11 protein-coding genes are annotated in these 13538 nt (G+C 30.9%); 10 read left to right on the top strand and 1 reads right to left on the bottom strand.

Features of this window, described 5'->3' with window-relative positions; translation table 11 throughout:
* Window positions 1-18 precede the first annotated feature (18 nt).
* From GFJ99_RS11420 to GFJ99_RS11375, 10 genes are all read left to right on the top strand, one after another.
* Window positions 19-1653, top strand: a complete 1635-nt coding sequence (locus GFJ99_RS11420; protein ID WP_153208899.1) for a class I SAM-dependent DNA methyltransferase — start codon at window positions 19-21, stop codon at window positions 1651-1653.
* Window positions 1653-2885, top strand: coding sequence for a restriction endonuclease subunit S (locus GFJ99_RS13910; RefSeq protein ID WP_153208897.1), 1233 nt, complete (start codon window positions 1653-1655; stop codon window positions 2883-2885). Before GFJ99_RS11420 ends, GFJ99_RS13910 begins: the two co-directional genes overlap by 1 nt.
* Window positions 2886-2887: 2 nt before the next feature.
* Window positions 2888-3439 carry a hypothetical protein gene (locus tag GFJ99_RS11410; protein ID WP_153208896.1) on the top strand — a complete coding sequence of 184 codons (552 nt, stop codon included), beginning with the start codon at window positions 2888-2890 and terminating at the stop codon, window positions 3437-3439.
* Between the two features lie 10 nt (window positions 3440-3449).
* Window positions 3450-5498, top strand: coding sequence for a DUF262 domain-containing protein (locus GFJ99_RS11405; protein ID WP_162523967.1), 2049 nt, complete (start codon window positions 3450-3452; stop codon window positions 5496-5498).
* On the top strand, window positions 5485-6024 hold the full coding sequence (locus GFJ99_RS11400; RefSeq protein ID WP_153208894.1) for a hypothetical protein: 540 nt from the start codon (window positions 5485-5487) through the stop codon (window positions 6022-6024). The genes GFJ99_RS11405 and GFJ99_RS11400 overlap by 14 nt, the downstream gene beginning before the upstream one ends.
* A gap of 12 nt (window positions 6025-6036) precedes the next feature.
* On the top strand, window positions 6037-9525 hold the full coding sequence (locus GFJ99_RS11395; protein ID WP_153208893.1) for a DEAD/DEAH box helicase family protein: 3489 nt from the start codon (window positions 6037-6039) through the stop codon (window positions 9523-9525).
* Between the two features lie 110 nt (window positions 9526-9635).
* Window positions 9636-10616: a CBASS oligonucleotide cyclase gene (locus GFJ99_RS11390; protein ID WP_153208892.1), complete on the top strand. Its 981-nt coding sequence runs from the start codon at window positions 9636-9638 to the stop codon at window positions 10614-10616.
* A 2-nt stretch (window positions 10617-10618) separates the two neighbouring features.
* On the top strand, window positions 10619-11131 hold the full coding sequence (locus GFJ99_RS11385) for a hypothetical protein (protein ID WP_153208891.1): 513 nt from the start codon (window positions 10619-10621) through the stop codon (window positions 11129-11131).
* Complete coding sequence (locus GFJ99_RS11380; RefSeq protein ID WP_153208890.1) at window positions 11131-12015, top strand: ATP-binding protein; 885 nt, start codon at window positions 11131-11133, stop codon at window positions 12013-12015. The genes GFJ99_RS11385 and GFJ99_RS11380 overlap by 1 nt, the downstream gene beginning before the upstream one ends.
* The gene (locus GFJ99_RS11375; RefSeq protein ID WP_153208889.1) at window positions 12012-12860 is read left to right on the top strand and encodes a hypothetical protein; all 849 of its coding nucleotides are present in this window, start codon (window positions 12012-12014) and stop codon (window positions 12858-12860) included. The genes GFJ99_RS11380 and GFJ99_RS11375 overlap by 4 nt, the downstream gene beginning before the upstream one ends.
* A gap of 68 nt (window positions 12861-12928) precedes the next feature.
* Here GFJ99_RS11375 and GFJ99_RS11370 read toward each other — a convergent pair whose 3' ends face one another.
* A complete protein-coding gene (locus GFJ99_RS11370; RefSeq protein WP_153208888.1) occupies window positions 12929-13537 on the bottom strand; it encodes a hypothetical protein in 609 nt (202 codons plus the stop codon).
* Window position 13538: the final 1 nt, after the last annotated feature.

Genomic DNA, 13538 nt, shown 5'->3' with positions numbered 1-13538 from the left:
CAGACTCAATTACAAACCATGATAACCGGACAATTAAAATCACAAATAGACGCAATATGGAGCACCTTCTGGACAGGAGGAGTTACTAATACCATAACAATAGTAGAACAATTAACATACCTCATCTTTATTAAAGATTTAGATGAAACAGAAACCCGTAACGAACGAAAAGCCTTACGTGGTTTCAAATACACGCCTATTTTCAGTCCTGACCAACAAAATTTCCGTTGGAAAAACCTAAAAGAAATGGATGTTGCGGCTCGTCACGATATTTTCACAAATACAGTTGATGGTATTTTTCCATTCATTCGTTCATTAGGGAAAGAAACAAGTCTTTTCGCAACACATATGAAAGGAGCAACATTCGGCATTTCTAAAGCTTCAGTACTCGACCAAGTAATGGAGAAATTAGAAAATATCGACATGTCAAACCAAGACACAAAAGGAGATATTTACGAATACCTATTATCAAAGTTAGAAGGTGGTGGAACTGCTGGTCAATTCCGTACACCAAGACACATCATTAAATTGATGGTCGAACTAATGCAACCCACTTTGGAGGATATCGTTTGTGACCCTTCGGTAGGAACTGCGGGATTCTTAGTTGCTGCCAAAGAATACATCGACAAGCACAATGATGTCACTAAACTAGACAAATACGCTGACCACATCAATAAAAAGATGTTTAATGGAACAGAATTCGATGCAACGATGTTGCGTATTGCCTCAATGAATTTATACTTACATGGTGTTGAAGAACCAAACATTATGGATGTCGATGCCGTATCAAAAGACAATACAGTAGCAAATGCATATACTTTAGTATTAGCGAATCCTCCATTTAAAGGAACAATTGACAAAGAAAGTATCGCACCGGGGTTAAAAAACGTAACCGATACTACTAAAACAGAATTACTATTCTTAGCCCTTATGCTACGCCAATTAAAAACAGGTGGACGTGCAGCAGTTATTGTACCAGATGGTGTTTTATTTGGTAGTGGAAAAGCATACAAAAGTATCCGACAAGAAATTATTGCAAACAACAAATTAGAAGCAGTAATCTCTATGCCGAGTGGTGTTTTCAAACCGTATGCCGGAGTAAGTACCGCTATTATTATTTTCACAAAAACAGGTACAGGTGGTACAGATAATGTTTGGTTTTACGATATGTTAGCAGATGGTAAATCATTAGATGACAAACGTAATTTATTAGTTGACGAAGAGTTGTTTATGGACTTTGCTTTTGGTAACGCTTTAGAAAATGCAGATGAAAAACTAAAGCGAAGCGTACACGAGAAATTCAATTTACCGCAAATTCTAGATCATTACCGTTATTACAAAAGTGATTATTTCAAAAAAATGCATGGTAAAAAAGGTGAAGTGTTACACGTAAAAGATGTACCAGAAAATTTAGGATTTAACCATTTTATGGGAGAAACATTAACGCACGATTATAGCGACAGAACCTCTCAAAGTTTTTTAGTGCCATTCAAGGAAATCAAAGCAAATGATTGGGATTTATCTATAAACTCATATAAAGAAATTGTTTACGAAGATGTCGTTTATGATGCTCCTAAGATTATTATAGATAGAATAACCGACACCGAAAAAGAAAGGTCAAAATTGATGTCTAATCTTAAAAGTAATTTATAGTGGTAGTTGATTTAAATTACGTTCCAAAAGGTTGGAAAAAAGTAAAAATACCAAAAGTCTTATTTTTTCAAGAAGGACCAGGTGTTAGAAATTGGCAATTTACCGAAACAGGTGTTAAATTATTGAATGTTGGTAATATCAATAATGGTAAAATTGATTTAAGTAAAACAAGCATCCATTTATCTGAAGAAGAAGCAAATGGTAAATACAAACATTTTTTGGTAGATGATGGTGATTTATTAATTGCTTGTTCTGGTATTGTTGTAGATAATTTTCATAATAAAATTGCTTTTGCAGAAAAAGAGCATTTACCATTGTGTTTAAATACAAGTACAATGCGCTTTAAAGCTTTGAATGACGAGGTAGATTTAAACTATTTTAAATACTATTTACAAACGGTTCATTTTACAGCACAATTAAAAAAATTAATTACAGGTTCAGCGCAACTTAATTTTGGGCCAAGTCATATTAAAAAAATCGACTTGCTGTTACCTCCACTAGAAACCCAAAAACACATAGCTCAAATTCTAGATGATGCCGCAGCTTTACGAAACAAAACAGAACAATTGACAAAAGAATATGATGCTTTAGCACAGTCTATTTTTTTAGACATGTTTGGAGACACTAAATTAAATCCTCTTAAATGGGAAATTGCAACTTTATCAGAAATATGCACTGAGATAATTGACTGTCCGCACTCGACACCTAATTATGTTGATTATGAAACTGAATTTCCTTGTATAAGAACTACTGAATTACAAAATGGAAATATAAGTTGGAAAAGAATGAAATATTTAGATGAAGTAGGTTATAAATTACGAATAAAAAGATTAAAGCCTCAAGAAGGAGACATTATTTATGGTAGAGAAGGAACCATTGGTGAAGCAGCTTTAATTCCTAAAAACATTAAATTAAGTTTAGGGCAAAGAGTTATGTTATTTAGAGCCAATTATAAATTAGTAAATAATGTATTTTTACTTAATGTGATTAGATCTAAAGGCTTACTCCATCAAGCATTAAGAAAAAATACTGGTTCAACAGTTAGCCATGTTAATGTAAAAGATATTAAAAATTTCAAAATAATTCTTCCGGATTTAGAGCTTCAAAAGCAATTCGCTGAAAAAATTACTTTAATCGAGCAGCAAAAAGAATTAGCCAAACAAGAACTCAAAGAAAGTGAAGATTTATTCAATTGCCTATTGCAAAAAGCGTTTAAAGGTGAACTAGTCTAATTATGATAAATGAACAAGATAAAATACGAGCAGAAAAAATTTGTATTCATGAAGCAGGTCATTTAATTGCAAGTAAATTACTTGGCTTTAAAACCAATGGTATTTCCATTAAAATTTATCCAACAATTGGACATTCAGGAGAAGCTACTATTATTTTACCTACTCCAGAGATTACTAATAATGATAAATTAATAGAATATTTAGAAAAACGAGTTCAAATTTTATATGCTGGAGTTATTGCACAATTTACAGATATCGATAAAAATTTTGATAATGAAAATGCATTAAAAGAATGGAGAAATGGTGGCGGAATGGTAGATTATGCAAAAGTTAGAGAGTTAACACATATACTAAGAAATATTAAGTATCCTACTACATCTGAAGAAGATGAACAACAACTAGAATTAGATAAATTAGACCAGGTAAATTTTGCTAATTCCGTAAAAATTGTATTTGAAAACATTATAGAAATCCATAGAATAGGTAAATTATTATCATATAAAGTATTACAATATGATATAACTTATACTTTAACCGAAGATGAACTATTGTAAAAATAATGTTATGAAAGACGTCTTTACACTACAAGAAATTGCCAATTGGCAATTAGAACCAAAATCATCAGGAGTAGAATTGCCTTCTATTCAAAGAGGTTTTGTTTGGAAACCAAAACAAATTGAGGACTTATGGGATTCTATCTTAAGAGGATATCCTATAGGTTCTTTTTTATTTTCAAAAACAAGTACCAACCTGCATCTAATGGATGGCCAACAAAGGGCTACATCTATATTCTTGGGCCATTTCAATCCATATCATGCAAATAATGCTACCACAGCTTGGTCTATAAAAGGAGAATTACCTATGATTTGGTTAGATATAAAACCAGAGAATAAACCCGACAATAGTAAATTTCTAGTGCGTCTTACAACGCGTTCACATCCTTGGGGCTATCAACATCGTGAAAACAATAAAGTACTAAGCGTTTCCGATAGACATAAGGCGCTTGAAATATTTAAAAAACACAAGGATAATAGTGGTGGTTACACTTCGTTTAAAAACACTACAACTTTTCCTTTTGATGCTTGGTTTCCATTACCCTTAGCTTTTTTTATAGAAGCAAATAGTACGGATGAGGTAATTGAAAAAGCGCAACAGCATTTACCTGATTATTTTAAAACACTTAGAGGTAGTTTTGAAGATAAAGAAGAATTCATAAGGATATTAAAAACCGAATTAAAACAAGACCTCGAAAGTATTTGGAACACGGTACAAAAATCAAAATCAATTATTATTAAATCAAATATAATTGAACATGAAGTTTTAAATGAGGAAAACGAATCAGAAAACCCTACACTGTTTGTTAGGATAAACTCTTCAGGCACAACCTTAACAGGTGACGATTTAATTTACTCCATTTACAAAGCCATATTTCCAGACATTAAAGACTTAATGGAAAATATGAATTTAGAATTTATTGCACCTACGCAAGTGCTTTCTTTAGCTTCTCGAATAGTTGTATCTGATTTAGAAGATAATAAGTTTATAAAGAAAATCAATGTGCGAGATTTTCAACGAAGAATAAAAAACGACGATTTCAAAGAGGGTTTAAAAAATCTCTTTCAATCCGAACAATTAAAAAAGTTATTCCAACAAGCAATAGAAATTTTATCTTGTAGAGAAAACGATTTGTTTGAAGGTGAAGTTCCTCCAGTCATTATAAAACAGTTTATAAAAAGTAATCAAGATTTGTTTTTATTCGTTGTGTATTGGCTACATATCAATAAAGTAGAATTAAATAATCAAATTAAATTGAAAATGGTTGGTAAACTATTCTCATTTGCTTGGTTTGGTTTCGACAATCTTCCTAAATTATGGAATAAAAAAATCACAAATACAAACTTTTGGGAAGAACCACTAAATGAATTAATATGGTGGAATGATAGTGAGGGAATCGAATTCTTAATGAAACCCAATTTGTTGAGAGAATATTATCTACAATCGGAAGTAGAAAATAGGTTTATAAAAGAAGATAATGACAGATGGGGACTTTTAGAAAGTGGCGTTGGTGAAAGAATAATACAATATTACAATGATGTCAAATTTCAAGAATATGATTTTCCTAAAGCAAATGAATATTTCAAGAAATTTATAAATAAAATTCAATACAACAGACAACTAATTTTATTAGCACAAAGAGAATATATAAACACCACTTTTGGAAATTATAACCAAATGGATGATTTAGACGATACAAATGTTCCTTGGGATTGGGACCATATCTATCCAAGTGAATGGGTTTATCGAATGGTAAATTGTAATCGAAGTATTCGAGACTGGAATAATACTAACGGTAATTTCCGCGCTTTATCACTAGAGCAAAACAGAAGCGAAAGTAATTCACATTCACCAAAAGTTAGACTTAAAGAAGAAGTAAATAGAGAAATATCATTTGTAAATAAGGATTGGGAATATTGGCAAAATATTGATGACCGAATTAAGGATAACAAAGTCGAAAACCATTTTAGAGCAATAACTTCACGAATGATAAATATTTACGAAGTGTTTTGGAACGATTTTAAAATAGATGAGTTAATAGATTATGAAAAATTATAAAAAGGAATCATATCCAGAAGATATAAGTGTTTTATTAAGTTATGCTGATGAAGTAGCAAAAAATATTTTAGCAAATCTGAATAATAAAAACGCTAAAAGAGTCTGTGATTTATATACTGAAATCAACGGAAAAATAATCCGTAACAAAAAGCAATTTGAAGATTTAGGTTATACTCCAAATGAGTCAAATGAATTCAAAGGTTTATATATTTTTGGAGAAGAACAAAACGGTAATGTAATTCCAGTATATGTTGGCATTAGTCGTTCAGTTTTTCGTAGATTAAAACAACATGCTTGGGGAAAATTACATAATGAATGTACATTGGCTTATTTAAAAACAAAGCAACAGAGAACAGAAATTACTAGAAAAAAGGTAACTAACGAAGACATGCTACCAGCAAAAACAATAATTCAAAATTATAAAGTCGCATTAATTCCTGTAAAAAATGATTACGATTTATATTTCTTAGAGGTAGTTTTAGCAGGAAAATTCAGAACAAAGTGGAATAGTTTCAAAACACATTAGTATCTTAGCGTTATGGAAACAAACTTTCAGTTTTTAGCAGAAGAATGGGCTGACTTTCACCAAAGAAGTGTAAAAGCAGAACAATTTGTGGTTACTGACCCTCGTACTTCGTTAACTTATGCACGTATGGCATTAGAGTTAGCTGTAAATTGGATGTTTACAAATGATGAAGAATTATCGCTTCCTTACGACACTTCGCTAAACTCATTAATGAAACAAAGAGAGTTTCAAGAACAATTTCCACACAAATTGTATAGTGAAATCGATTTAATTCGAAAAGCAGGAAATTTAGCAATTCACAACAAACCTGTCACCAAAACAGATGCTGAAAAAATAATAGAAAACCTTTTCTATTTTTCAAGATGGTTTGCTCAATCTTATACAAAAAATAGTTTAGGTACGATTCCAATGTTCAATTGGGAACTAATTCCTACTGAAGGACAAGAAGCGCTTTCCAAAGCAGATTATAAAAAAGTTCAGGATAAATTTGAATCTGATTTAGAAAGATTCAAAGACAAATTAGAGCAAGAAGCAGAAAAAAATACGGCCTTAGCTAATCAAAATGAACTATTTAAAAAACAAATAGAAGCATTACAAGCTCAAATTGAGGTCAACAAAAAAGCGGCTAACACAGCCGATACAACAAATCATCCGCGAAACGAATTTGAAACTCGTAAATATTTTATCGATGTTTCACTTCGTGAGGCTGGTTGGGATTTATCTGGAAGTAAAGACAAAGAATTCAAAGTGCAATTCATGCCTAGTTCCACAAATACCTCAGAAACTGGTTATGTTGATTATGTGCTTTGGGATGATGATGGTTTACCATTAGCTGTAGTTGAAGCAAAAAAAACTATGGAAAATGCAAGCAAAGGCGAAAATCAAGCACAATTGTATGCAGATAGTATTGAAAAAATGTTTGGTCGTCGCCCAGTTATGTATTATTCAAATGGTTTTGAAACGTATTTATGGGACGATCAGTTCTATAAAAAATCAAGAATTGTTCATGGTTTTTATACCAAGAAGGAACTACAAACACTAATGTTCAGAAGAGTTAATCGAGAAGACATTAGAGAAAAAGCGATAGATACAACCATTACTGACAGAACATACCAATTAAGAGCAATCAGGTCTGTAGCAGAACATTTTGCAGGTAATGACAAGTCTAACAATAGACTAATAGGAACACATAGAGCGGCTTTATTAGTTTTAGCAACAGGAACTGGTAAAACGCGAATCAGTATTGCCTTGTCAAAATTATTATTAGAAGCCAACTGGGCAAAAAGAATATTATTTTTAGCAGATAGAAAAAGTTTAGTAAGTCAAGCTAAAAATAATTTTGTCAAGCTAATGCCTGAGCATTCTTGTGTTAATTTATTAAAAGAGAAAGATAATATCGAAGCTCGTATCGCTTTTTCAACCTATCCAACGATGATGGGATTAATTGATGGTTCTAAAGAAAAAGACAAGCGTTTTTATAGCGTTGGACATTTTGATTTAATTATAATAGATGAAGCACACCGTTCCATTTATAAAAAGTACCAAGCTATATTCGATTATTTTGACGCACTGTTTTTAGGATTAACAGCTACTCCAAAAAACAGTATTGATAAAAACACGTATTCCATTTTTGGATTAGCTGATAAAACACCTACCGATGCCTATACATTTGAGGATGCGGTAGCAAACAAACATTTAGTACCTTATAATACCATTGAAGTACCTACTAAATTTTTAAGAAGTGGTATCCATTATGATGAACTATCCGATGAAGAAAAAGAAGAATTTGAAGATGAGATTTTAGATGGTGAAAAGGCAACGGGTCAAGAGATTATACCTTCTAACGAGCTTAATAATTGGCTATTCAATAAAGATACCGCGCTGAAAACACTTAAATTTTTAGTGGATAATGGAATTAAAAAAAGAGCTGGTGATGAAATAGGCAAAACGATAATTTTTGCAAGAAATAAAAAACATGCACAATTTTTAAAAGACATGTTTCTGGAATTAGACCCAGAACGTTATGGAAATGACTATGTAAAAGTAATTACGCATGGAGAACCAAAAGCAGAAGAATTTATTCAACGTTTTTGTGATGAAGAAAAAGAAAGATTACCACAAATAGCTATTTCAGTAGACATGATGGACACTGGAATAGACGCGCCAAGTTGTGTAAATTTAATGTTTTACAAACCAGTCAAGTCATATGCTAAATTTTGGCAAATGATTGGTAGAGGTTCTCGTTTACGTCCAAACCTATTTGGAGAAGGTCAGGATAAAGAGAACTTTCTAATATTTGATTTATATGGTAATTTCGAATTCTTCAGAGAAAATCCAAATGGAATAGAAACTGGAACTCAAAAAAGTTTAACTGAAATTGTTTTTGGATTAAAATTACAATTGGCTTTATACCTAAAAGAGGAAAATTTTAAAAACGATAGCGAACTACAAAAATACAGTGAACGATTATTGAATGAACTTCACAATTCCATTATTGAATTAAACAAAGAACGTTTTGATGTTAAGATGAAAATCGAAACGGTAATGGATTTTTCCAATAGAGAAGTTTGGAACCATTTAGATAAAAAAGAATGTAAAACCATTTTAGATGTTTTAGCACCTTTGGTAAGACCAACTAAAGAGGATTCAGATTTAGCTCGTTTTTACGACAAAATGATGTACACATTAATGCTAAAACGCATTGAAACGCCTAATACAGAAGAGTTTTTAGCAACGTTAAATGTACCAATAACAAAAGTAGCCATCATTTCAAAGAAGCTTTTAAAGAAGACTACAATACCTGAAATTAAACATAAGGAAGATCTCGTAAAACTACCATTAAATGAAGATTTTTGGAAAAATAAGGGGTTGAATCATTTAGAAAAAATCCGTGCTGGCATTCGTGAACTGGTAAAATATATTGACCCAGTGGATCAAAAATATGTCACAACAAATTTCGAAGATGCAATTCTTGAAGATCAAATTATAACTACAGTTTTTGGTGAAGGAAACCCTGAACCGTATGGTAATCCTTTTGTTAACAACAAACACCGATTAGAAGAGATAATTCGTGAAAATAAAAACAATCTAACCATCAAAAGAATTCAAGAAGGGCAACCAATTACAGAAGCCGAATTGAAATCATTGGAAAAGATGTTGTTTGCAAATAAAATTAATAAAGAAGAGCTCGAAAAAGAAATCGGACACAAATTAAATTTAGTTGATTTTATAGTGAGCCTTATTGGCCTCTCTTCCGAAAAAGTAAATGAAGCATTTGCTAAATTCACAAACAAATACCAATTATCCGCAGTACAAATTGAGTTTTTAGATACAATCAAATTATTTCTAACGACAAACGGAAAAATTAATCCTGAAAAACTTTATGATTCACCATTTAAAAATTACCATAATTTAGGAATCGATGGAGTTTTCAATGAAGAACAAGCCGATAATATATTTACAATATTAAAAGATTTTGATACTCCCAAAACAGGAAACTAACCTACTATTTTTTTAATTTTTTTCTATTAATTAATCTTATTTACTGCTGTGCACTTGTAATGCATAGTACTGATAGATATTTGCATAGTGAAACTATAAAAAAAATAAAAATGAATTTAGAAAACAATCAATTGTTTTTCTTTGTTGACAAAATTAAGTTGCAAAGTGAAAACATGCAAAAGTACCGAGATCAAATTAACAATCTCAAAGAAAAGTTAGAAGACAAAATTAAAAATGACCAAAGCAACGGGCTTAAAGTAACCAAATTTCTTTTAGCAGGTTCTTGGAAAAAAAGAACAATTCTTAAAGCTTCAGGAGACAATCCAATAGACATCGACTTAGTGCTTTTTGTAGGTGGTGATGAAAACATTCACAACGATTTAAAAAAACTACATGACTATATTGCCAAGTACCTTGAGGAAATCTATCCTCAAAAAGACATTCGTAGAGATGTTGATGCTGAAAACAATACTAAATCAATAACCATTCGTTTTTCTAGTTCAGGACTTGAAGTAGATATTGTTCCTGTAGTTCCTATAAGCAAACCTGAAAGATATGTTTGGCAACCACAACGTGGTGGCGGTGGTAAATACATCACAAGTGTAGAAAATCATTTAGATTTTTCTCTACAGAAACGTCAAAACAATCCTAGTTATACAGCAATTGTAAGAATGTTAAAGCACTGGAAAAATTATAAAGAACTTAAACCAACTGATTCTGAAGGGGGTATTTCTTCTTTCACAATAGAATTAATTGTTGCTTATTTAGATGAAAAGTATGGTGTTGAATCTAATATTGAAGAAGCTATAATTCGCTTTTTCCAATTTGTTAGTGGAGCAAATTTTCCAGAAATAAAGTTTAATCACGCAATCAATACAATTCCATATTATAATACTCCAGTCTATATTGCAGACGACACTAATAATGAAAACAATGCTGCAAAAAAAATAGATGAATCAAAATGGAAAGAAATTGTAGAAGAAGCTGAGAAAGCTTTTGATGCATTGAATTATGCTCAATCAATCAAAACAGAAGGGGCAACCATCGACGAATGGAAAACAGTTTTTGGTCCAACATTTAACATTAAATAAGCATGTACAACACTAGAACAAACACAAATACCTACACGGTAGTAGATATTCGCAAAACATTTGAATATTGCGAGGCAGATATTAGAACAATTGCAAGAAGAACCGGTAAATGGTCAATGGATTATGTTGACAACTTGATGCATGATATTTTAAAACTAGCTGAAAATGGATATTTAGATACAGTCTCTATAGCTTTAAGAGATAACAACGATTACGTAAAAAGAGCTACCAAATTTACAATAAATGAGAGTGGTAATGCCACAGACAGTGCTCGCCCGGGGCAAAATAATGATTGGGAAAATATAGTAAACACGCATTTGGTAGTATATCTTTCATATTCTTATAAATGGCATGCTTTAACAGAACAAGAGCGAAGAGATTTTCAAACAAATAATTATTTCAGAATAAGTTGGACATCAACAACTGATGATACATCTTTTTCTCACCTAAATTCGGGTAATGCCCAACTTTATGCAAACAAAGGATACGAACTTCAAAAAACAAATTTTAAATAATGGCTACAATCTTTGATAACATTACGGAGCTTCCAAGTAAGGAAGTCCAATCACAAACAGAATCTTTAGTAGGTTTTGAAAATAAATTTAATAGGATTTACAACAATTTAAAATTGTTATTAGACCAATCTGGATTGTCTGAATGGAGCAAAAAACATCATAAGGTAGAACTTCCAATTATTCAACAGTTACAAGAAAAGTACCCGTTGATTATTATGTCGGGTGATGCAGGTACTGGAAAAACAATTTCTGCAACTGCAATTGCCGATAGAATGACACGCGAATTAAAAAAAGAGGGATTCTTTTTAAAATTGAGTACTCGAGTTCGTGGAGAAGGTTTACATGGTGAAATGGGTAAACTAGTTAATGACGCTTTTGCTCAACTCAAAGAACAGGCGGGTAAAAATAGATTAGCATTTCTATTAATTGATGAAGCAGATGCAATTGCCACAACTAGGTCGACAAGTCAAATGCATCAAGAAGAAAAGGCAGCAGTAAATACCCTTATTCAAAAAATTGATGAAATCAGGGAGTTAAAAGGACGTGCAATAGTATTTATGTCAACAAACAGATTACATTTTATCGATGAAGCAATTTTAAGACGAGCAGCAATTGTTTTGGAATTTAAAAGACCAACTAAAGAAGAATGTATCGAACTTTATCAAAAAAGTTTAGTAGGTTTGACCTTTACTGAGCAACAACTAGAAGAATTAGCAGAGTTATCACTTAAAAAAGATACTGATAAAATTGGGTTTTCATTTTCAGATATTAGATTGAAAGTTTTACCTGAAGCGGTTGCCAAGGCATTTCCTGACCATCCCTTAACTTTTGAAATAATCAAAGAAACAATCATTTCTATAACACCTAGTCCAGAGATAATATGACAACAAGAAAAGCTAATATTACCGTTTTATTAATATTTGGTACATTTATTATTTTCCGAACAATTTTTCCACCTGATGAAAATGATACTTTTTCAGAGACATTGTTCAATCTATCGATTGAACTAGTTGGAGGTATTATATTGTTAGCTATTTTAAATATACTTCAAAATATTAACCGTTTATACTTCTATTTCCAAACAAAAATAGTATTAAGAAAAAAAGAGATAAGATTATCAATAGCATATCTTTTTAGAATTAAGGTAGATGGCAAATATTTATTAGTAAAAAATAGCAGAAGAAATTATTACCAACCAGTTGGAGGAGCATTTAAAACTTTACCTGGCTCTGAAAAAATATTTGAAAAATTAGAAGTCAAATCAGATAGATTAATTGAAACTGAAAAAGGAATTGCAAAAAATGACTTACGCGTTTTTGTAAAAGGAATAAATGTAATTGAATTTATTGAATGGTTTAATTCAAAAGAGGATCGTGAAACCTCACCTTGGAGAGAATTTTGTGAAGAACTTATATCTACAAATATTTTACCTTGGAAACAATTCAGATTTATTGATTATAAATTTAAAGGAACTGTTCAAACTCCTATACTAAATCTTGATAGTGGTGATAAAGGTATTTTTATTTATGAAATTTATGATTTGGTTATCAATGATGATCAAAAACCTATACTTGAAAGTCTACTAGAAAATGGTGATTCTGATAAATATATTTGGGCAGATGAAAACCTTATAAATAGATTAGGTCATAGTGAAAGTCGTAAACAATATATTTATGAAATTGCAAAACACACTAAATGGGCATTAAACATGAAGTGGAGTAAAGATTAAGCATTTAAAGAATCTAGATCTTTCATTATAAAAGGTTTTTTTATTTATACAAATGCCCCAAATAGTTTTTAACTTTTTGGGGCATTTTTTAATTTTTTCTCCATTCCTTTTGCTGTGATTATTGGTCCAATTAGATATATTAAAAAACAACCTATGAAAATAGGAATCACAATTAAGAACATAAACTTTATTATATCATTATCTGAAAATAGTGAAAAATCAGGACTGAATTTTATAAAAATAAAGTAAACGGATAAAAATAGTAACAATGCAATTCCAAAAATAACATTTGAAAAAAACTTTCTTCTTTTACTTAGCTGAATTTCAATTTTTTCTCCGTTAAGGTTAAGTAAATTCTTTACTAATTTGATATCTTCCCAAATATAGTTTCCTGACAATTCATTTTTAAATTGAATGTATTTATCAATAGATTTTTCATTAGTTTTTATACCAGTTTGTATGTAAAAATAGGATTCTTTTAAATCAGGCAAAATAAAATCCTTTTTAAAATCGGTATCGTATGTCTCAAAAAGCTTTGTAGATTCTGAAGCATACAATATTTTTTTTAGCTTTTTTCTATGTAATGTATCAAATATTTGAAACAAAGGTTGAATAGAAAATGCGCTAACAATAGCTACAACAATTGGAATTAAAACAGATAAAGATTCTAAATTCATA

Source organism: Flavobacterium sp. LMO6, assembly GCF_009495795.1.
In the GTDB taxonomy this organism is placed as follows: Bacteria; Bacteroidota; Bacteroidia; order Flavobacteriales; family Flavobacteriaceae; genus Flavobacterium.
The sequence above is the reverse complement of the archived record's forward strand: the minus strand, read 5'-3'. Positions and strand labels throughout refer to the sequence as shown.